The organism is Brevundimonas sp. UBA6550 (assembly GCF_002434505.1).
Taxonomy (GTDB): Bacteria; Pseudomonadota; Alphaproteobacteria; order Caulobacterales; family Caulobacteraceae; genus Brevundimonas.
Genome location: NZ_DJKE01000012.1, coordinates 311448 through 333387, shown reverse-complemented (window position 1 = coordinate 333387; position 21940 = coordinate 311448). Strand labels below are relative to the sequence as shown.

The following is a 21940-nucleotide window of genomic DNA, read 5'->3' as shown; positions in this document are numbered from 1 at the left end:
CGAAGTTTTGTCAATCCTGCCTGTCGGTGCGCGAAAGCGCGACGCGGCCCAGGCGGGTCAGTGCGGCGCGCAACTCGTCCGGCGCGGCGGCGATGGAGGCGGCCAGATCGGCCTCGGCCTGGGCGGGCAGGGGGGCGGGCTTGGCGCTGCGTTTCGGGCGGGCGGCGGCCTCCTTCAGCGGGGCGACCGGACCCTGGGCGATGCGAAGCCGATCCACCGATCCGGCGCCCAGGAACAGATTGACGCGGGCCAGTATGTCCTCGGACTGGTGCTGCACCAACAGGGCGGCGGCGCCGGCGACGCGCAGTTCCAGCACGCCGGGCGCTCCGCCCTTGCCCTTGGTCAGCTTCTGGGGCCGGGTGACGCGGGCCAGGCGGTCGCCGACGATCTCGCGCCAGCGCGGCTCCAGGGCGCCCGCGCCGCGCCCGAACTGGGCGTCCAGCTTCTTGATCAGCGGCGTCAGCGCCTTGCCCGCGCGGGGCGCGGGGCGCGGCGCCGGGCGGGTGCGGCGGCGAGACAGGATCTCGCGGACCTCGGCGTCTGTGGGCAGGGGGCGGCGCATGGGCCTATATAGCGCGATCCCATGGCCGACGTCTCTCCCGACATCTCGTTGATCCGCGCCCGGCTCCTGGCCTGGTACGACGCCCATGCACGCAGCCTGCCGTGGCGGGCGGCGGTGGGTGCGGCGCGGACCGCGCCCTATCGCGTCTGGCTGTCGGAGGTGATGCTGCAGCAGACGACGGTGCCGCACGCCACGCCCTATTTCCACGCCTTCACTACGCGCTGGCCCAGGGTGTCGGACCTGGCGGCGGCCGAGGATGCACAGGTGATGGGAGCCTGGGCGGGGTTGGGCTACTACGCCCGCGCGCGCAACCTGCTGGCCTGCGCGCGGGCGGTGGCGAAGGATCACGGCGGGGTCTTCCCCGATACGGAGGCGGGGCTGCTGGCTTTGCCGGGGGTGGGCGCCTATACGGCCGCCGCCGTCGCGGCCATCGCCTTCGACCGTGCGGCCAATGTGGTGGACGGCAATGTCGAGCGGGTCATGGCGCGGCTGTTCGCCGTCGAGACACCGGTTCCGGCCGAGCGCCCTGAACTGCGGCGGCTGGCGGGCCTGTTCGTCGCCGATGAACGGCCGGGCGACTGGGCGCAGGCCTTGATGGACCTGGGAGCCACCATCTGCCGGCCCAAGTCGCCGTCCTGCGATGTCTGTCCCGTCTCGGACCAGTGCCGGGGTCTGGCGACTGGCGAGCCGACGCGGTTTCCGGTCAAGACCAAGAAGGCGGACCGCCCGCACCGTCGAGGCGTGGCCTATGTCGTGTTCGACGACCACGGCCGGGTGGCGGTGGAGACGCGCCCGGACAAGGGGCTGCTGGGCGGAATGCTGGGCCTGCCGACCAGCGATTGGGCCACCGAGCAGCCATCGTGTCCGCCGCCCGTGCCTGCGGACTGGCGCACGGCCGGGGCGGTGGAGCACGTCTTCACCCACTTCAGCCTGACCCTGACGGTGATGACGGCGCAAGGGGCGACGCCGCACCCGACGTGGCGCTGGATGCCGGTCGAGGCGGCCCGCGCAGCCCTGCCGACCGTGTTCGCCAAGGCGCTGGACCGGGCGGGCGCTCCCGATCTCTTGGGCTGATCGTCTAGCGCAGGGTGCGGATCGCGACCTTGCCGGTCTTGTGGCGGGGGATGACGACGGCGCGGCCTTCCAGATGCTGGATGTTCAGATCGACGACGGAGGCGCCGATCTCCAGTCCGGTGATCTTCAGGCGATCCAGGCCGGCGGGCAGCACCGGATCGGCCAGATCGACCGTCTCGTTCCAGGCGTCGACGGACAGACCCAGCGTCGCCTGAAGCATCAGGAAGACCGAACCGGCGGCCCAGGCCTGGGGCAGGCAGGCGACCGGATAGGCGATGGGCGGCTCGCCTGGCGTGCGGGGGAAGCCGCAGAACAGCTCGGGCAGCCGCAGATGGAAGTGAGCGGCGGCGGCGTAGATTTCGGCCAGGATTTCGGCGACCGCGTCACGCTCGCCATAGTTGGCCATGCCGGCGGCGGCCATGGCGGTGTCGTGGGGCCAGACCGAGCCGTTGTGATAGCTCATCGGATTGAAGCGGGCCTGGCCGACCTCCAGCGTGCGGATGCCCCAGCCGGTGCGGAACTCGGCCGACAGCAGGCGTTTGCTGACCCGACGCGCGCGTTCCAGCGACGGCAGGCCGGTGAACAGCAGATGGCCGGCGTTGGAGGCGATGGCGCGGCATTGCTGCCCGTCGCCGTCCAGGGCGACGGCGTAGAAACCCTCGTCCTCCATCCAGTATTTGTCCTCGACCAGGGCGCGGACCTGTTCGGCGCGCATCCGCCATTCGGGCGCGCGGTCGTCGTGCAGCCGCTCGCCCAGGTCGCCCAGCGCCTTCCAGGCGGCGAAGGCGTAGCCCTGAACCTCCAGCAGCGCGATCGGTCCCTTGGGGAAACGGCCGTCGGCGTGGAAGATGGAGTCCTCGGAATCCTTCCAGCCCTGGTTCGACAGGCCGGTGTCGGCGCCGCGCTGATAGTCGATCAGGCCGTCGCCGTTGCTGTCGCCATAGTCGCGCATCCAATTCGCGGCGGCGATCAGATTGGGCCAGAGCCTGCGGATCAGGTCCAGATCGCCGGTCCGGTTGGCGTAGGCCCCGGCCAGGGCGACGAACAGGCAGGTGGTGTCGACGCCGCCGTAATAAAGGCCGAACGGCACCTCGTGCAGGGCGCTCATCTCGCCGCCGCGCGTCTCGTGCATGATCTTGCCGGGCTGACTGTCCTGATAGAGGGAGGTCTCGGTCGCCTGTCGGCTGGCCAGATAAGTCAAAACGCCCCGGGCCAGCGACGGGTCCAGCCACAGCATCTGCCAGGCGGCGATGATGCCGTCGCGCCCGAACGGCGTCGAGAACCAGGGGGTGCCGGCGTAAGGATAGGGGCCGGTCGGCAAGTCGGTGGTCAACAGCGCCATGTCGGCGCGCGACTGATCCAGCCAATCGTTGAAGCGCGGGCTGCGCGGGCCGCGCACCGAGGCGCCGCGCCGACGCTTGGCGCGCATGGCCAACCGCGCCTGGATGGCGTTCAGCCGCCAACGCCGGTCGTCCGGGGCCTCGCAGGAATCCACGCCGCATTCGATATAGAGGTCCAGGGTCCGGCCCTTGGGCAGGCTGAACATGAACTCGGCGCGCTGATGCGTCAGCCGGGCCGGCGGTTCGGAAAAGGCCAGGCAGGACAGGCGTTCGACATCGTCCAGGCCGGTGTAGCGGAAGGTGACGCGCCGCCCATCGGTGGTCGGGGTATGGATGGTCCCGCGCTTGGCTCGCGGTGTGCCGCGCACCTGGAAGATGTCGGCGAAGTCGGCCCCGAAGTCGAAGGCCAGGGGCAGCAGGATGTCCTCCACCCCGTGGTTGACCATCTGCACCCGCTCGAACATCCGGCGGTTCCACAGGAAGCGGCGGCGTTCGATATGCAGCACGCCGGCCGGGGCCGACCGACCGCCCATCGGCGGCAGGGGGCGATTGGTGGTGTGGCAAGAGAAGAAGACGTTGTCCTGGCTGACGCCCGACGACAGGCGCGACGGCTTCAGCAGGCCCACTGTCATGGTCCAGCGCGACAGGACGCGCGTGTCGTTGGCGAACAGGCCGTCTGCGCCGCCCTTCATGTCGCCCCAGCCGTCGGCGACCAGGAAGGTGTCGCCGTCCTTCAGCGCCATCAGCTGTTCGAGACCCGAGGCCTCGACGGATTCGCCGGCGGTCAGCTGGGTGGAATAGGCGTCGTCCATGCGGTCTCTTCCCCGTCGTTGTGAGGCCTTGGCCGAACGTGTCACACCCGAATGCGGCGCTGAAGGACCGCTTGGATGGTCAACTGATGAAGGCGACGGAGGGTTCACCTCCGCCGCCTATATTTTATCGCACGATCAGAAGGCGTTCGCCCACCAGGGGCTGGCGACGATCAGGCCAGGGCCGCGAAGCTGCGATCTTCCGCCAGGGGCCGCAAAGGCGTGACGACGGTATCGAGCGGCGCCTCCGCAAAGGGGCGGCGCGCCAGCAGGTCGCCGTAGACGTCGAGATAACGCCGGGCCATGGCGGTGGCCGAGAACCGCAGGTCGAACCGGGCGCGCACGGCCTCGCGATCCAGCAGATGCGCGCGACCGGCGGCGGCGATGGCCTGTTCCATCGTATCGACCAGGAAGCCGGTGGCGCCGTCCTCGATCACCTCGGGCGTCGAGCCGCAGCGGAAGGCCACGACCGGCGTGCCGCAGGCCATGGCCTCGATCATCACCAAGCCGAACGGCTCGGGCCAGTCGATGGGAAACAGCAGGACGTCGGCGCCGCCCAAGAAGGCGGACTTCTGATGGTCGCCGATCTCGCCGATGAACTCGATCAGGGGATTGCCCTCGACCAGCGGACGAATGGTCTCCTCCCAATAGCGTTTGTCGGCGGCGTCCACCTTGGCGGCCATCTTCAGCCGCTTGCCCAGCTTGGTGGCGATCTCGATGGCCCGGTCGGGCCGCTTCTCGGGCGAGATGCGGCCAAGGAAGGCCAGATAGCCCTCGGACTTCGGGGAGAAGATATATTGTTCGCCCGGCATGCCGTGATGGACGGTCGCCTTCCAGTTGGCGAAGTGCAGGGGCTTGCGTTGATCGTCGGAGATGGAGACCAGGCCGAACTCGCTCCAGCGGGCATAGACGCCGGGCAGATCCTTCATGTCCAGCCGACCGTGCAAGGTGGTCAGGGTCTTGTCCGCGTATTTCTGGAACAGCGGGAAGTGGATCATGTCGGTGTGGAAGTGGATCACGTCGAAATCCTCGGCGCGGTCCAGCACCTCGCCCAGCATGGACATGTGGGCGGCCAGGTCGGATTTCAGCGGCGCGGGGTCCAGGCGGATCGCCTGATCGCGCACGGGCACCAGGCGCGCCTTGGTCTGGGCGTCGGCGCTGGCGAACAGGGTGACGTCGTGGCCCAGATCGACCAGGGCGTCCGTCAGATGCGCGACCACACGTTCAGTCCCGCCATACAGCCTGGGCGGGACGGCTTCATACAGCGGGGTGATCTGCGCGATTTTCATGAGGGTGCTCCGACACCGCAACGGCGGGCCGTGAACATCAATGTTCTCGCAACTGCGAAGTTCCACCTTACGCGGCGAATTTTCGCAACGGTTTCGGCAGGTTACAGTGAAGCTGCACCCTTGGTTCGTGTGCGGAATCGTACTCCGATCCGCTAAGTGCTTGATGTGACAGGCGCGACGGGGTGTCGCACCCCGCGGTCACATCGCAGCGCGCACCTCTGACCTCAGGGCGTCGATGGATTTCAGCCCCTGGTCGGTCTTGAAGCGCCAGTAGGTCCAGCCGTTGCAGGCCGGCGCGTTTTCCAGCAGGGCGCCCAGCTTGTGGATCGACCCGGTCAGGGAGCCGTGGACCAGCGACCCGTCGGCGCGCACGCGCGCCTCGCGCTCGCCCTTGGGGCAATACAGGCGGTCGCCGGGTTGCAGCAGGCCGGCCTCGACCAGGGCGCCGAACGGCACCTTGGGCTCGGCGCGCTTGGAGCCGGTGACGATCAGATCCTCGGCGCTGGCGGGAATGACCGAGGCGATGCGGGTCGCGGCGACGTCGGCATAGGTCTCGTCACGCTCGATGCCGATATAGTGGCGGCCCAGACGTTTGGCCGCCGCGCCCGTGGTGCCGGTGCCGAAGAAGGGGTCCAGGATCACGTCGCCGGGGCGGGTCGCCGACAGCAGGACACGATGCAGCAGGGCCTCGGGCTTTTGCGTGGGGTGGGCTTTCTTGCCGTCGGCGTCCTTGATCCGCTCCTCGCCGGTGCATAGGGCGAAGGTCCAGTCCGAACGCATCTGGGTGTCTTCGTTGAAGGCCTTCAGGGCGTCGTAGTTGAAGGTGTAGCGCTTCTGGTCGCGCGACTTGGCGGCCCAGATCAGGGTCTCGTGGGCATTGGTGAAGCGGGTGCCCTTGAAGTTCGGCATCGGGTTGGACTTGCGCCAGATGATGTCGTTCAGCACCCAGAAGCCCAGGTCCTGGATCGCCGACCCCAGGCGGAAGACGTTGTGATAGCTGCCGATCACCCAGATGGAGCCTTCCGGCTTCAGCACACGACGGCATTCCGCCAGCCAGGCGCGGGTGAAGGCGTCGTATTCGGCGAAGCTGGCGAACTTGTCCCAGTCGTCGTCGACCGCATCGACCTTGGAGTTGTCGGGACGCAGCAGGTCGCCGCCCAGCTGAAGATTATAGGGCGGATCGGCGAAGACCATGTCGACCGAGGCGTCGGGCAGGCTCTTCAACACCTCGATGCAGTCGCCACGGTGAATGACGTCCTTGGCGAGGACAGGGGTCTTCAGATCGGACATGGAAACGCGGCCCCGAAACAAACAGAGCCGTCATGGTGAATCCTTGTGGTTAAGGTCGGGTAACCGGCGCGAGATGATCGCGCCGGTCGCCTTCGTCTCAGGCCAGCATGCGCACCTTCGGCTCGCGATCCCATTGGCGGGTGCGGGCGGGGGCCAGGAAATCGTCGGCCGCCTTGGACAGGTCGATCACGCCGGCGTCCGGTTCGACGCCCGCATTGTCCAGCAGCGGCTGGGCCTCTGGCGTATGGCCGATGGCCTTCAGGTGGCCGAAGGCGTCCTTGGCGAAATCGACCGCCGCGCCTTCCTTCAGCAACTGCGCGCAGCCCTCCTCGGACAGGACGATGGCGACGGCGTCGAACAGGACCGACGGACTGCCGGCCAGTTGACCGTCGGCGGCCAGGGTCTTTCCGCCCTTCAGCTTGGCGCCGCCGATCTTGGGCGCGACGATGAAGACCGAACCGCCGTCGCCCTCGACCGCAGCCCGGACCGCATCGACGACCGCGCCGTCGGAACCGTCCGCGACCAGGATGGCGACTTTCCGCCCCTTCAGCGTCTCGGGATATTTGCCCACGATGCGAAGCGCGGGCGAGGCGTCCAGGTCGATGGGCGCGACGCCGGGATCTGACGCCTTGGGCAGGGGCAGGTTAAGACCGTTTGCCACGCGCTGGGCCAGGGTCTGATCCACATTCTGCAGATTGGCCAGAATGCGCTCGCGCACGTGGGGCAGGGACACCTTGGACAGTTCGAAGACGATGGCGCTGGCCAGGTGGGCCTGTTCGATCTCGGTCTGGGAGCGGAAGAACAGCCGCGCCTGACTGTAATGGTCGGCGAAGGTCTCGGCGCGCAGCCGGACCTTCTCACCCTCGACCGGAACGGGGGCGGTGCGGAAGCCGCCCTTGGGATCCTCGCGCGGACCGCCGTCCTCGCCGGCCTGGGCCAGACTGTTGGGCTCATAGTTGGCGCGGCCCTTCGGCACCGCCATCTGCATATGGCCGTCGCGCTGGAAATTCTGGAAGGGGCAGCCCTTGGCCTGGTTGATCGGGATCTGATGGAAGTTGACCGTGCCAAGGCGCGACAGCTGGGTGTCCTGATAGGAGAACAGCCGCCCCTGCAGCAGCGGGTCTTCGGAAAAGTCGATGCCCGGCACGATATTGGTCGGCAGGAAGGCGGCCTGTTCGGTTTCGGCGAAGAAGTTGTCCGGGTTGCGGTCCAGGACCATGCGGCCGATCACGCGGATCGGGTGATCCTCTTCCGGGACCAGCTTGGTGGCGTCCAGAATGTCGAAGGGCAGGGCGTCGGCCTGTTCCTGGCTGAACAGCTGCACGCCGAACTCCCATTCGGGGAAGTCGCCCTGGTCGATGGCTTCATACAGGTCGCGGCGGTGATAGTCGGGATCGGCGCCGGCGATCTTGACCGCCTCGTCCCAGCAGGTGGATTGCGTCCCCAGCTTGGGCCGCCAGTGGAATTTGACGAAGGTCGGCGTGCCCTCGGCGTTGATCAGGCGGAAGGTGTTGACGCCGAACCCCTCCATCATCCGCAGGCTGCGCGGGATGCCTCGATCCGACATGGCCCACATGACCATGTGGGTGCTTTCGGGCATCAGGCCGATGAAATCCCAGAAGGTGTCGTGCGCGCTGGCCGCCTGGGGATAGCCCTTGTCGGCCTCCATCTTCACCGAATGGATCAGGTCCGGGAATTTGATCGCGTCCTGGATGAAGAAAACCGGGATGTTGTTGCCCACCAGATCCCAGTTGCCCTCGACCGTATAGAATTTGACCGCGAAGCCGCGCACGTCGCGCGGCGTGTCCACCGAACCGGCCCCGCCCGCCACGGTCGAGAAGCGGGTGAACAGTTCGGTCTTCTTGCCGACCTCCGTCAGGATCTTGGCGGTGGTGAAGTCGGCCAGGCTGTCGGTCAGTTCGAAGAAGCCGTGGGCGGCCGAGCCGCGCGCATGGACGATCCGTTCGGGGATGCGCTCATGGTCGAAATGCTGGATCTTTTCGCGAAGGATGAAGTCCTCCAGCAGGGTCGAGCCGCGCGGGCCGGCCTTGAGCGAGTTCTGATTGTCGCTGATCGGCGCGCCGTGGTTGGTGGTGGTGCGGGTCTCGGGCGTCGCGGCGGTCTGGTGCAGTTCGCCGCCGTCGCCCAGCGTGGACGTGGGGGCGCGCGCAGGGGTCTTGGCCATCTGAAAACCTTTTGGGGAAGCCGGCGACCACGGGGCGTGGCGCGCATCACCTTGCTAACGCCATGGGTTTGGGATGGTTCTGTGCGAGAGCGCACAAGCCGACCGCAGAAAAGTTCGCTCCGCACGCGGCGCACCCTTCGCAGGACGCGAGGCGGCGTTTATGACGCGACGATGATCGCACGCCTTCGCCCCGTTCCGTTCGACCTCGGTCCCGTCCACTTCGTCGGTATAGGCGGCATCGGCATGAGCGGCATCGCCGAGATCATGCTGAAGATCGGCTATTCGGTTCAGGGCTCGGACGCCAAGGCCAGCGCCAACACCGAACGGCTGGAACAGCTGGGCGCCAGGATCTTCATCGGCCACGACGCCGCCCATGTGGGCGAGGGCGTCTCGGCGGTGGTCTATTCCACGGCGGTCAAGGCCGAGAACCCCGAGATGAAGGCGGCCCGCGAGCGCCGCATCCCTCTGGTGCGCCGGGCCGAGATGCTGGCCGAGCTGATGCGGCTGCAGTTCTCAATCGCGGTCGGCGGCACCCACGGCAAGACGACGACGACCTCGATGGTCGCGACCCTTCTGGACGCGGCCGGCCTGGACCCCACGGTGGTCAACGGCGGCATCATCAACGCCTATGGCACCAACGCCAAGGTGGGCGACGGCGACTGGATCGTGGTCGAGGCGGACGAGTCGGACGGCAGCTTCCTGCGCCTGAAGTCGACCGTCGCCATCGTGACCAACATCGACCCGGAACATCTGGACCACTATGGCGACTTCGACGCGGTGCGTAAGGCGTTCGTGGACTTCGTGGAGAACATCCCCTTCTACGGTTTCGCCGCCGTCTGCCTGGACCACCCGGAGGTGCAGAAACTGGTTGCCTCCATCGATAACCGGCGGCTCGTGACCTATGGCACGAACCCCCAGGCCATGGTGCGGGCCGACAACTGTCAGATGGGGCCGGACGGCGCCCGCTTCGATGTGGTGATCCAGAACGGCGAGACGCACCGGATCGAAGGCCTGCACCTGCCCATGGCCGGCTGGCACAATGTCTCCAACGCCCTGGCCGCCATCGCCGTGGCGCGCGAGCTGGACGTCTCGGACGAGGCGATCCGCACCGGCCTAGCCGGGTTCGGCGGGGTCAAGCGTCGCTTCACCACCACCGGCGTCGTGGGCGGCGTGCGGATCGTGGATGACTATGGCCATCACCCGGTCGAGATCGCCGCCGTACTGAAGGCCGCGCGTCAGGTGGCCGAGGGGCGTGTGATCGCCGTGGTCCAGCCGCATCGCTACACCCGTCTGCGCGACCTGATGGACGAGTTCTCGACCAGTTTCTCGGACGCCGACAGCGTGATCGTCGCCGACGTTTATCCGGCAGGCGAACAGCCGATCGAAGGGGTGGACAAGCAGGCCTTGGCCGACGGCGTGCGCCGGTATGGCCACCGCCATGTCCAGGCGCTGGAGAACGCCGCCGTCCTGCCGCGCCTGATCAAGGAAGAGGCCAAGGCCGGCGATGTGGTCGTCCTGCTGGGCGCCGGCGACATCACCAGCTGGGCCTACGCCCTGCCGGCGCAACTGGAGGCCTTGGGCGGCTAAAGGAAGCTCAGGATCAGGTTCCCGGCGAAGAAGGCCAGGAAGCCCGTCATGACGAAGTCGGTCGCGAAGCTGAACAGCCATTCCTGCTTCGCCTGAAGTCGCAGAATCTCCGCAGTATCGACAAGGCCGGCGTTCAGCCTCCGGCTGTCACGCTCCACCAGCGGGGCGAGGAGGGCGAAGCTTATGGCCATCGGCAGGAATATGACGATCAGGGTCGCCAGGCTCGTGAAGGAGGCGCGGCCTGCGCTGAACCTGTCCAGAAAGGCCGTCAGCCCTTCCTGATGCCCGATCGGCGCATAGGCGGCGACGAGCGACAGGATTCCGACGACGTAGAGCGCACTATAAAGAAGACGTTGCCTTGTCGTCTTGGCGGCGTGCGGGGGAGGGGCGGTCGGTTCCGATCCGAAGGCGGGGATCGGCTCGCCCCTCGAATAGGCGGCCGCCTCGCGTCGGCGGCGGATATGCCAGAACCAGCGATAGACGGCGGCGTGCAGGATGGGCAGGCCGGCCGTCGCCAGCAGGAGGACCAGAATCAGGTTCAGCGCGGCCTCCGCCGTCATCGCGACCGGCGTATAGGTGTTGATCGCGAAGACGAAGCCGATCCAGCCGAACAGGATGATCGCCGTCACCCCCATGCCGAGCGCTATGATGGCGAAGGCGTTCCTGATCTTCATGACGCCACCCTAGGCGACACGCTGGCGACGTGACCAGTCGTCCGATTTGAAAGCAGGCGTCTTTCGCATCGTGCCCGCTGGCGTTATCGGGTCGGAATGACCTTGAAAGACAATCTTCCGCCGGTCCGCGGCAAGCTGCTGCTGAACGAGCCGCTGGGCCCCTACACCTGGTTCCGTGTCGGCGGAGCGGCCGAGGCGCTGTTCATTCCGGCGGACGCCGACGATCTGGCGGACTTTCTGAAGGCGCTGGACCCTGCCGTTCCGGTCATGGTGCTGGGCGTCGGCTCCAACGTCATCGTGCGCGACGGCGGGGTCGAGGGGGTGGTGATCCGGCTGGCCGGCCGCGCCTGGGGCCAGGTCACGACCGACGGCCTGACGATCACGGCCGGCGCCGGGGCGCTGGACGCCATGGTGGCGCGCGCGGCGGCCAAGGCGGGGATCGCCGGGCTGGAGTTCTATGCCGGCATTCCCGGCGCGGTCGGCGGCGCCCTGACCATGAACGCCGGCTGTTACGGCGCGGAGACCAAGGACGTGCTGGTCTCGGCATGGGGCCTGAACCGCCAGGGCCAGCGGGTCGACTACGCCCTGGCCGACTTCGGCTACACCTATCGCCATTCCCAGGCGCCCGCCGACATCATCTGGGTCGAGGCGACCTATCGTGGAACGGCCGATGCGCCCGACGCCGTGGCGGCCCGGATGGCCGAGATCACCAGCCGCCGCGAAACCACCCAGCCGATCCGCGAAAAGACCGGCGGCTCCACCTTCAAGAACCCGCCTGGCCATTCGTCGTGGAAGCTGGTGGACGAGGCCGGCTGGCGCGGCCGGTTGCACGCCGTGACCGGCGGCGGCGCCAGGTTCAGCGAACTGCACTCCAACTTCATGATCAACCCGGGCGAGGCCACCGCCGCCGACATCGAGGGCCTGGGCGAGGCCGTCCGCGCCGACGTGCTGCAAAAGACCGGCGTCCAGCTGGATTGGGAGATCAAGCGGATCGGGCGCGCTCTTTCGTAAATCCAAGGTTGCGCGCGAAAACGCCGCGCCCTAGAGGCGGATTCTCGGGGGAGAATCCAGATGAAACGTATCGCAATCGCAGCCGGCCTGTTGATCATGGCCGCAGAGCCGGTCCAGGCCCAGATCGTCACGCGCGCGGCCGCGACGGGGGCTGAGCGCATCGACCTGACGCGGTCCAGCGCCGGCTACACCTACTTCAACCGCGCGGGCGCCGATCTGGCCCAGCATGACGAGGCCCTGCGGGCCTGCATGGTCGAGGCGGGGCGGATGCGCCAGCCGGACGACAACGGCGCCGCCGGTGCGGCGGCGGCCGGCGGCCTGTTGGGCGCGCTGGTGGTCGGCGTCATCCAGGGCGCGGTGAACGGGATGCAGGAGCGCCGGGGCGTCGCCGCCAATATGGAGAACTGCATGGTCGTGAACGGCTGGCGCGTGGTGCGGCTGGACGAAACCGAGGGCAAGACGCTGGATGCGATGGAGCAGCCCGCCCTTCACGACGCCCTGACCGATCGCGTGGGCGCCGCCACGCCGGCGGGCCAGGTCGTTCGCGTTTACGACAATGACGCCGTTCGCGGCGATACGGTGGTGATCGGCCGCGCCGGCGATCTGGACAAGGTGTCCTTGAGCCTGCAGGCCCTGCCGCCGTCCGACGCCGCGCCCGCGCCGTCGCGCCGAGGTCCCCAGGCGCCGCGCACCGCCCGTCCGCCGCGCGCCCTGAAACCGGAAGAGATTGCGATCAAGCCGGGCGACGCCCTGGTGACGGTGCGTCTGACCGGCATGGCAGAACAGGGCGGACGCACCCTGATCTTCAGCCGCCAGGGACCGGCGCCGGATATCCAGCCGTGGGAGAACGACGGCCGCCCGGCGCTGTTCGCCGTCGCCCTGCCGACGCGCGCCGCCGCTCGGGGCGATCGCACCCGCGCCGTGACCCAGACCTTCGCCGTTCCGCCCGGCCGCTGGCGGCTGAGCGGGATCAACATGGGCCAGCACATCACCCACTTCTGCCTGGGCGCGTCCGGGTTCGAGGCGCGGGACGGGGAGGCGGTCTATGCCGGGGCGTTCGACCTGTCGGGCGAGCGGATGCGTCCCGACATGACCCTGCGCGACGACCTGCTCGCGCCCACGTCGCCCGCCGCCGTCGCCGGCCTGCGCCACCGCGCCGCCGACTGGACCTATGGCGACCGGCAGCCGTGCGAGGGCGCCTATCTCTATGCGCTGGACCTGCGCCCTGCCGCTGCGGCGGCGCCTTTGATCGAGGTGACGCCGTCGCCTTCCACGCAAGCCGTCGCTGTCGAGGCGGTGGAGCCGGCGCCGGAAACCGTCGCCACGTCCACACTTCAATGACCTCATGAGGGTTTGGTTGACGGGCTGTTAACGACCTGCGCGGCATCCAGACGGTTCTGGAGCCGCCCATGACCCGCCCCTTCCAATCTCTTCACGTCGCCGTCCTGATGGGCGGTCTGTCCGCCGAGCGCGAGGTGTCGCTGTCGTCGGGGGAACAGTGCGCCCAGGCGCTGGAGCGGCAGGGCGTGCGCGTCAGCCGCGTGGACGCCGGGCGCGACCTGGCCAATGTGTTGTCCGGCCTGATCAAGCCCGACGTGGTGCTGAACTGTCTGCACGGCGCCTGGGGCGAGGACGGCTGCGTCCAGGGCGTGCTGGAGACGCTGCGCATCCCCTACACCCATTCCGGCGTCCTGGCCTCGGCCCTGGCCATGGACAAGGACAAGTCCAAGGCCGTGCTGCGGATGGCGGGCGTCAAGGTGCCGGGCGGCGGCCTTTATGATCGTCACGAGGTCGCTAGCCGCCACGTCATCGATCCGCCCTATGTGGTCAAGCCGAACGCCGAGGGCTCTTCGGTCGGGGTCTTCCTGGTGCGCGAGGGGGCGAACCGCCCGGTCGCCGAGGTGGGCGAGCCCGGCTGGGCCTATGGCGAACAGGTCGTGGTCGAACCCTATATCCCGGGCAAGGAGCTTTGCGTCACGGTGATCGGCGAGGCCGGCGGCCCGCGCGCCCTGACCGTCACCGACATCACCCCGACCAAGGGCTTCTACGACTATGAGGCCAAATATGCGCCGGGCGGATCGGTCCACGTCCTGCCGGCGGTCCTGCCGCCCCATGTGTTCGAGGCGGCCCTGCGCCAGGCCGAACTGGCCCACGCCGCCATGGGTTGCCGGGGCGTGTCCCGGTCCGACTTCCGTTATGACGATGTTAAGGACGATCTGGTCCTGTTGGAGGTCAATACTCAGCCCGGCATGACCCCGACCTCGCTCGCGCCCGAGCAGGCCGCCTATGCCGGAATGACCTATGACGATCTGGTTCGGTGGATGGTGGAGGACGCCTCATGCCCGCGGTAGTTCGCGGCGGTCGGCGACAGGGTTCGGGCCAGGCGCCAGGACGCGGCGCGGCGCCCAGGAACGGCGGGCGCTCGCGCGGCGGCGCCCAGAACGCCTCGGCTATTCCGGGCAAGATGGCCGCCATCGGACGTGTCGATATCTCGCCTCGCACCGCGATCATCGCCCTGGGCGCCGGCGCCCTGTTGCTGGTCGGGGTGCTGGCGACCGGCGCACGGGCCGAACGGATCGGCGCCTCGGTGTCGCATGGCGTCGACAATCTGACATCCGGCATGGGGCTGACGCTGAAGCGGGTGCACGTCACCGGCGCCTCGGCCGAGGCCGAGCCGGCCATCCGCCAGGCGCTGGGTCTTTATTCCGGCCAGCCGATCACCAGCCTGAAGCTGGACGCCATTCGCGACCGCGTGCAGGGCGTGGGCTGGGTCAAGTCGGCGCGGGTCGTGCGCCTGCTGCCCGACACCCTGATCGTCGAGGTCAAGGAGCATGACCGACTGGCCGTCTGGCAGGAAGCGGGACAGATCAAGGTCATCGACGCGCGCGGCCAGGTGATCACCGGCGCCGACGCCCGCCGCTATCCCACCCTGCCGCTGGTGGTAGGCAAGGGCGCCGATGTGGCGGCGGGCGAGATCCTGCCGCTTCTGGCCCAGCGTCCGCGCCTGATGAACAAGATCGACGCCCTGGTCCGCGTGGACGAGCGGCGCTGGGACCTGCGGCTCAAGGACGGCAGCCTGATCCAGCTGCCCGCCACCGAACAGGAGGCGGCCCTGATCCGCCTCGATGCGCTGGATCAGCGCGAACGCCTGCTCGACCTGGGTTTCGCCCGGGTCGATCTCAGAACCCCGGACGAGGTCGCGGTGCGACCGACCGGCGACGCTTAAGGACCGGAACCAGATGTCGGGAAAGCCGCGCGCAGCCAATGATCAGGGTCGGGGCATGGACCCCCGCGCCGGGCGCGCGCCCGTGATCGCCGCCCTGGACATCGGTCAGTCCAAGGTCTCGTGCTTCATCATGAAGCCGGACGGCGTGCGCCACGCCGACCGCACCATCCGTGTCGCGGGCGCCAGCCACGTCCAGTCCAAGGGCGTGAAGGGCGGGGCCATCATCAATATGGACGAGGCCGCCCAGGCGATCGGTCACGCCGTGGAACGCGCCGAACGCGCGGCCCAGAGCCCGGTCTCCGGCGTCGTCGTCACGACCGCCATCGGCCAGATGGCCAGCCACCGGGTCCAGGCCCGCGTTTCGCTCGGCGCCAATCCCGTCGGGGACGCCGACCTGGCGCGCGCCATCGGCATGGCCCTGGCCCAGATCCGCCTGCCCAATCGCCGCCCGATCCATGTCCTACCCATCGCCTGGTCGGTGGACGGCGCACGCGGCGTGCACGATCCGCGCTCCATGCGCGGCGGCTCCCTGGGGCTGGACCTGCTGGTCGTTTCCATGGCCGAGAACGTCTTCACGACCCTGAGCCATTGCCTTGAACTGGCGCACCTGGACCTGCAGGGCGTGGCCGCCGCACCTGTCGTCTCGTCCCTGGCTGCGCTGGAAGAGGACGAGATGGACCTAGGCGCCGTCTGCATCGACATGGGCGGCGGTTCGACCAGCGCCGCCGTCTGGGGCGGTCGATCCTTGCTGCATATAGAAAGCCTGAATGTCGGCGGCGACCACGTCACCTCCGATATCGCCCGCGGCCTGTCGACGTCCAAGGTCGGCGCCGAACGCCTGAAGACCCTGCACGGCTCGGCCATGGCCAGCGCCAATGAAGACCGCGAAATGCTGGAGGCCCCCCCGCGCGGCGAGGAAGCCTCCGCCGGCCCGGTCATCGTGCCCCGCGCCATGCTGAAGACCGTGATCGCCCCGCGCGTCGAGGAAACCCTCGAACTGCTCCGTGATCGTCTGAAAAACGCCGGCGTCGGCCTGGAGCCCGGCGCGGGCCTGGTTCTGACCGGCGGCGCCAGCCAGCTGAACGGCGTGCGCGAACTCGCCGTGCGCGTCTTCGACCGCCCCGTCCGCCTCGGAAAACCCCAACGAGCGCCACATTTGGCCGACGCCGCCTCCGGCCCTGCCTTCTGCGCCACCGCCGGCGTCCTCCTCCGCGCCGCCTACGGCCCCCGCGAAGCGGTATCCGCCAGGAAGCTGATGGCCCGGCAGATTACGGCGGCGGACGCCCCGAAGATCCACCGCGGCAACGTGGTGGGACGGGTGGCGGGGTGGTTGCGGGATAATCTCTGACGCATCGGGCGACGCGCACGGTTAGCCGTCCTCATGGTCAGGCTTCCTTCCCACGTGTCACAAGCTGAATCTCAAATAACTGTGTCTTAGCTGTAACATAAACGACTTGTGACGGCCCGATTTGGGACACAATGGTTGCTTGGCTGACACATTTTGCTAGACGATTTGCCTTGAAGCCGTCGAGCACTGTGACTCGGCTGGCTGGGTTTTGATTTTAGTGGGGGCTAACCAATATGAAGCTGAAGCGTAACTATTTGTTTGGGACGACCGTTCTGGCCGGGCTCGTCGCGATCTCCGCGCCCGCGTGGGCCCAAGTTCAGCAGGCGGGTGTGCAAGCGACTGACGCCACCCAAGTCGAGGAAATCGTCGTCACCGGGTCGCGTATTCGGCGTGACCCCACGACTGCGCCGACGCCGCTAATTCAGGTTGATCGGGAAACGCTGCTGGAAACCGGCGCAGCGACCATGATCGACTACCTGGCGACGATTCCGGCGCTGTCGAACTCCCAAATTCCTTCCGACACCACCGGCAATCTGAACACCGGCGGCTTGGCGCTGGCTAACTTACGGGCTCTTGGCAGCGGCCGTACGCTGACTCTCGTCGATGGTCGACGTCACGTTGGGTCGCAAGGTGCCACCCTTGCTGTGGATATCGATAGCATTCCGCGCCTTCTGATCCAGAACGTCGAGATCATAACGGGCGGCGCCTCGTCCATCTATGGCGCCGACGCCGTGTCGGGCGTGCTTAATTTCACCCTGAGAAAGGACTTCGAGGGGCTCGAGATCGACAGCAACTACTCGCAGATCAACGAGGATGGCCAGGCGGCCCAACGTATTTCCGGTTTGATCGGCAAGAATTTCTTTGATGATCGTCTGAACGTTTATGCGTTCGGTGAATACGAAAAGCAGGATCCCGTCGACAGCCTAGACATCGATTGGCTGCGTCGCGCGCCAATCGTCATTGGCATGGACGCCGATCCCACCAGTCTTGCGATCGGCCCGAACAACGACGGCATCTACGACAACCAGTTGTTCTTCGGCGTGAACCGCATCGACCGTCCGCGTTGGGGGCAGACCACCCTCGCGAACGCTCAGCAGCCCACAGCCACCTCGAACCCAAACATCACCCTGGCGAATTGTTCGAGCTTCTCTTCTGCGGCCTGCTATAGCGTGGATCCGAGCAAGACCTACTACTTTGATGGGGCGAATTCGCGTCTTGCGAACTTCGGCGCCCGTATCGGCAATGTCGGCGCCAACCGCATCTACAACATCGGTGGCGATGGTCTGAACGTGGCTGAGGTTTCAGGATTTAGCCGCCTGCCTGACTCCGAATCGCAGCGCTATCAAGTGGGCGCCAATCTCAAGGTCACAAACAATATATCGGCCTATGTCGAAGCCAAGTATGTGACAGAGGACACGTTCATCGCGACGCAACCTTCGTTCTTCGATTGGTATCTGAACGATTCTGCTGTGCCCGACACCCGCCATGTCAGCATCGGGGGCAACAATGTCGGCGCCAACAACGCGGTCATGCGCTGGTCGGATAACGCCTTTGTTCCGGCTGCTCTGAAGACCATGATCGCTGGCAACATGGTCACGAACTATGGCGCGCCGACATTGAATGGCGCGGGCGCTACACTGACGCCTGTTGCTGCCCCTTGGGCGCGGCACGTCGCCTTCGGTCCCGATCGTACTCAGTCGAATAACCGTGAGATTCAGCGTTATGTCGCGTCACTCAGCGGCAACTATGATCAAGTCGGTTTCATCAAGAACTTCGGCTGGGATCTGGGCTACACCTACGGTCGGATGGACAACATCAACGCTGAACGTGGTGTGGATGTAGAGCGTCTGCATTTCGCAGCAGACTCGGTCTTCGATAACGCTGGCGTGCTGGGAACGCCGGGCGCAATCGTGTGCCGCGCCAAACTGTTAGATAAGCGGGGCATCGCCTTGCCCGACCCGATTCGCGGCGGGACTGTCGGCGGCAGCGCTGAAGGCCGCGCAGCCATCGATCAATGCGTGCCGCTGAATATCTTTGGTGCCGGCAACCAAAGCGCCGAGGCGTTGAACTACATCGATGCGACCATTCGTGTAAGGGAACGTAACGAACAGCACGACGCGGTCGGTTCGGTCTCCGGTCAGCTTTGGGACTTCTGGGGTGCTGGCCCGATCGGCGTTGCGATCGGCGCGGAGTACCGCAAGGAGTTCACGCAAGGCATCGGCCGTTCGGCTGACACCGGCCAACGTCGTCTTCAACTCAATACTGGCGCAGACTTCCTGCCGGCGGAGTACGAAACAACGGAAGGGTTCGCCGAAGTCTCGGTCCCGCTACTGCGCGACAGTTTCCTCGGTCAGTACGCTGAATTGAGCGGATCTTACCGCTACTCGGACTATACGACTGTAGGCGGGCAGGATGTTTATGGCGTCAATCTGGTCTATCGCCCGATCCCGGATATCGCGATCAAGACCAGCTATAATACGTCGATTCGCGTCCCTACTCTTTCTGAGAGCTTCCGCCCACTCAGCCAGACCTTCTGGAATAATGTCGTAGATCCCTGCGACACCCGGCAGATAAATGGTTCGATCTCGGCCGAGGAAAAGGCAAATCGGATCAAGAACTGCACCGCCTTGGCGGAGGCCAAGGGGCTGACCTATGACTTCGCCGGCACTACGGCGTCGACTGAGGACGACTACCGGCCGCTGTATTCTTCAGGCATCTCGGGCCAAAACGGCGGCAACGTGAACCTGAAGCCGGAGGAGTCGAAATCCTTCACCTTCTCAGTCGTATTGAAGCCGCGCTTTATTCCGAACTTCAGCATGGTCCTTGATTACTATGACATCGCCATTGACGACGTCATCGCTGCGGTCGGTGCTGTTACGATCGCCGAAAACTGCGTCAAGGGTCCAAGCCTGAACGCTTTGGCTTGCGCCGACATCTTCCGTAACAACGCAGCCGTTGCCAATCCGGGGAACGCCCAGGAACGCTCGGAGGCCTTTAAGGTTGGCGCTCCGGCGACCGATCCGATCGGGGCCTTCATTCAGCGTCCACTTAACTACGCCAAACGGGAAGTTCGCGGCCTTGACTTCGGGGCCAGCTATTCCTTGGATAGTCAGGACATGTTGGGTCGCAACTGGGGCCGCTTCGACTACTCGATCAATGGCAGCTGGCTGATCCAGCAGGACAATTACAACAACGTCAACGATCCGGGCGATGTAACGTCTTACGCTGGCTATGCCGTTACAGGTGGCTCGTACCCGCGCGTCCGCTTCACTTCTGCTCTTAGCTGGGCGCCGAACGAGGCTTGGCGTGTAACATGGAGCGCCGACTGGCAGTCGTCGCAGTCGATCATCAAGCCTCGGGACTTTATTCTGAACCCGGATCAACGCCCGTTGGAAGGCATCGACACGGGCGCCTTCGTTCGGAACGACTTGATGGTCCGTTGGAACATTCGTGACGATCTGACGATACGTGGCGGGGTAACCAACATCTTCGACGCCGAGCAATCGCCTTGGCTGGGAACTACGCTGTATTCCAACTTCGACCCTTACGGTCGTCGCTTCACCATCGGCTTGAACTACCGTCCCTGGTAAGACGGCCGATCAACGACTGGGGAAAGGGCGGTCCTTCGGGGCCGCCCTTATTCTTTTGTGCAAGGAAAACTGCGGCCAAGCTTTTGGATGGGGGTGGCGTTCGGCCCGACTCACATTATCGCCGTAACCTTCTCTTAACCTTCGTGGGCGCAATCCTTAACGCGCTCATAACCAAAGCGATTCGGCGGGGCGGTCGGTTGGTTGGAAGGGGCGGGTCAGCAGGTCGGAAACACGAAAATGTCGCTCTCATTGGTCAAGCCGCAACACACTGAACTGAAGCCCCGCATCGTCGTGTTCGGCGTCGGCGGCGCCGGCGGGAACGCCGTCAACAACATGATCGACGCCGGTCTTGAGGGCGTCGAGTTCGTCGTGGCCAACACCGACGCGCAGCACCTCAGCTTCGCCAAGACGGATCGCCGCATTCAACTGGGCGAAACCATCACCCAAGGCCTGGGCGCCGGCGCCCACCCCGAAGTCGGCATGAACGCCGCCGAGGAATCCGCCGACGAAATCCATCAGCACCTGGAAGGTGCGCACATGGTCTTCATCACCTGCGGCATGGGCGGCGGCACCGGCACCGGCGCGGCGCCGGTCATCGCCAAATGCGCGCGCGATCGCGGCATCCTGACCGTCGGCGTCGTGACCAAGCCCTTCACCTTCGAAGGCCGTCACCGCATGCGCCTGGCCGACGCGGGCGTCGCCGAGCTGCAACGCTATGTCGACACCCTGATCGTCATTCCGAACCAGAACCTGTTCCGCGTCGCCAACGAACGCACGACCTTCGCCGACGCCTTCGGCATGGCCGACCAGGTCCTGCACTCGGGCGTGCGCTCGATCACCGACCTGATGATCCTGCCCGGCCTGATCAATCTGGACTTCGCCGACGTGCGCGCCGTCATGTCCGAAATGGGCAAGGCGATGATGGGCACCGGCGAGGCGACCGGCGACGACCGCGCCCTGCTGGCCGCACAGAACGCCATCGCCAACCCCCTGCTGGATGAAACCAGCCTGAAGGGCGCCAAGGCCGTGCTGGTGAACATCACCGGCGGTCTGGACATGACCCTGCTGGAAGTCGACGAGGCCGCCAACGCCATCTCGGCGGAAGTGGACGGCGACGCCAACATCATCTTCGGCGCGGCCTTCGATCCGGCGCTGGATGGCAAGATCCGCGTCTCCGTGGTCGCCACCGGCATGGACGAGGGCGAGGTGCGCCGCATCGAGCCGATCGCCCCGCAGGCTCCGGCTTCCGCGCCCCTGGCCAGCCATGAGGCGCGTCGCTCGGCCGGCGGCCAGTACGGCGCCCAGATGTCGCGCGCCCCTGAGCCGACGCGCGAAACCTATCGCGAGCCGGTCCGCGCCGAGGCGCCGCGCGCGCCCGAGCCGCGCATCGAGCCGGCGCCGGTCGTGCCGACCTTTCAGGCCCCGCCCGCCCGCGAGCCGGAGCCGCGTCCCGAGCCGGTGATCCGCGTCGCCGAGCAGCAGCCGCGCACCCTGGACCCCATCGTCGATCCGTGGGTCGAAGAATACGAAACCCGCGCCCCCGCCGCGGCCCGCGCGCCGCAAGGCGACCTGTACGGCGAGCGTTCCGCGTCTCAACCGCAGCACCAGCAGCCGCAGGCCGACGACGGTTATGACGACCGCGACCATCGCCGCAGCGGCTGGAGCCTGTTTGGCCGCGGCAAGCGCACCCAGCCCCAGGCCGACATGGGCTATGCGCCCCAGCATGGTCATCAGACGCGCGGCTCGGCCCAGGCCGCGCAGCAGCCGGAACCGGAGGCGGGACAGGCCGATGACGACCTGGAAATCCCATCCTTTCTCCGCCGGCTGGCGAACTAAGACACCGCGATCCTGAACCCAGGATCGATCAGGACGCCCCGAGGCCGCGAGCCTCGGGGCGTTCGGCGTTTCGCACCGCCCCGGCCGGGTGTGTCAGACCGAAACAATCCGAAACCGGA

The 21940-nt window shown here is 66.7% G+C and carries 15 protein-coding genes; 9 read left to right on the top strand and 6 right to left on the bottom strand.

Going from position 1 to position 21940, the window contains the following annotated elements:
* Window positions 1-10: 10 nt before the first annotated feature.
* Window positions 11-562 carry a DUF721 domain-containing protein gene (locus B3Z70_RS15015; RefSeq protein ID WP_292045819.1) on the bottom strand — a complete coding sequence of 184 codons (552 nt, stop codon included), beginning with the start codon at window positions 560-562 and terminating at the stop codon, window positions 11-13.
* A 21-nt stretch (window positions 563-583) separates the two neighbouring features.
* Here B3Z70_RS15015 and mutY point away from each other — a divergent pair, with 21 nt between their 5' ends.
* Complete coding sequence (mutY, locus tag B3Z70_RS15010) at window positions 584-1636, top strand: A/G-specific adenine glycosylase (protein WP_292020914.1); 1053 nt, start codon at window positions 584-586, stop codon at window positions 1634-1636.
* Window positions 1637-1640: 4 nt separating this feature from the next.
* Here the strand turns inward: mutY and B3Z70_RS15005 are convergent, their stop codons facing one another.
* From B3Z70_RS15005 to B3Z70_RS14990, 4 genes are all read right to left on the bottom strand, one after another.
* Entirely contained in the window at window positions 1641-3788 is a 2148-nt protein-coding gene (locus tag B3Z70_RS15005; protein ID WP_292020913.1) for an amylo-alpha-1,6-glucosidase, read from the bottom strand.
* 170 nt (window positions 3789-3958) lie between these two features.
* On the bottom strand, window positions 3959-5074 hold the full coding sequence (locus B3Z70_RS15000) for a glycosyltransferase family 4 protein (RefSeq protein WP_292020912.1): 1116 nt from the start codon (window positions 5072-5074) through the stop codon (window positions 3959-3961).
* A gap of 198 nt (window positions 5075-5272) precedes the next feature.
* Window positions 5273-6364 (bottom strand): site-specific DNA-methyltransferase, encoded by a 1092-nt coding sequence (locus B3Z70_RS14995; protein ID WP_292020911.1) that lies wholly within the window; start codon window positions 6362-6364, stop codon window positions 5273-5275.
* Between the two features lie 97 nt (window positions 6365-6461).
* Window positions 6462-8549 carry a catalase gene (locus B3Z70_RS14990; protein ID WP_292020909.1) on the bottom strand — a complete coding sequence of 696 codons (2088 nt, stop codon included), beginning with the start codon at window positions 8547-8549 and terminating at the stop codon, window positions 6462-6464.
* Window positions 8550-8720: 171 nt separating this feature from the next.
* Between B3Z70_RS14990 and murC the strand changes: the two genes are divergently transcribed.
* Window positions 8721-10136, top strand: coding sequence for a UDP-N-acetylmuramate--L-alanine ligase (murC, locus tag B3Z70_RS14985; RefSeq protein WP_292020907.1), 1416 nt, complete (start codon window positions 8721-8723; stop codon window positions 10134-10136).
* Here the strand turns inward: murC and B3Z70_RS14980 are convergent.
* Window positions 10133-10810: a hypothetical protein gene (locus tag B3Z70_RS14980; RefSeq protein WP_292020905.1), complete on the bottom strand. Its 678-nt coding sequence runs from the start codon at window positions 10808-10810 to the stop codon at window positions 10133-10135. The genes murC and B3Z70_RS14980 overlap by 4 nt on opposite strands.
* A 96-nt stretch (window positions 10811-10906) precedes the next feature.
* Between B3Z70_RS14980 and murB the strand changes: the two genes are divergently transcribed.
* The 7 genes from murB to ftsZ all read left to right on the top strand — a co-directional run bounded on the left by murB (window position 10907) and on the right by ftsZ (window position 21821).
* On the top strand, window positions 10907-11821 hold the full coding sequence (murB, locus tag B3Z70_RS14975; protein ID WP_292020903.1) for a UDP-N-acetylmuramate dehydrogenase: 915 nt from the start codon (window positions 10907-10909) through the stop codon (window positions 11819-11821).
* Window positions 11822-11881: 60 nt separating this feature from the next.
* Complete coding sequence (locus tag B3Z70_RS14970) at window positions 11882-13162, top strand: hypothetical protein (protein WP_292045818.1); 1281 nt, start codon at window positions 11882-11884, stop codon at window positions 13160-13162.
* 68 nt (window positions 13163-13230) lie between these two features.
* Window positions 13231-14172, top strand: a complete 942-nt coding sequence (locus B3Z70_RS14965) for a D-alanine--D-alanine ligase (protein ID WP_292045817.1) — start codon at window positions 13231-13233, stop codon at window positions 14170-14172.
* On the top strand, window positions 14160-15047 hold the full coding sequence (locus tag B3Z70_RS14960; RefSeq protein WP_292045816.1) for a cell division protein FtsQ/DivIB: 888 nt from the start codon (window positions 14160-14162) through the stop codon (window positions 15045-15047). Before B3Z70_RS14965 ends, B3Z70_RS14960 begins: the two co-directional genes overlap by 13 nt.
* A 55-nt stretch (window positions 15048-15102) precedes the next feature.
* Window positions 15103-16395: a cell division protein FtsA gene (gene ftsA, locus B3Z70_RS14955; RefSeq protein ID WP_292022369.1), complete on the top strand. Its 1293-nt coding sequence runs from the start codon at window positions 15103-15105 to the stop codon at window positions 16393-16395.
* A 233-nt stretch (window positions 16396-16628) separates the two neighbouring features.
* Complete coding sequence (locus B3Z70_RS14950) at window positions 16629-19985, top strand: TonB-dependent receptor domain-containing protein (RefSeq protein ID WP_292022367.1); 3357 nt, start codon at window positions 16629-16631, stop codon at window positions 19983-19985.
* A gap of 237 nt (window positions 19986-20222) precedes the next feature.
* A complete protein-coding gene (ftsZ, locus tag B3Z70_RS14945; RefSeq protein WP_292045815.1) occupies window positions 20223-21821 on the top strand; it encodes a cell division protein FtsZ in 1599 nt (532 codons plus the stop codon).
* Window positions 21822-21940 lie beyond the last annotated feature (119 nt).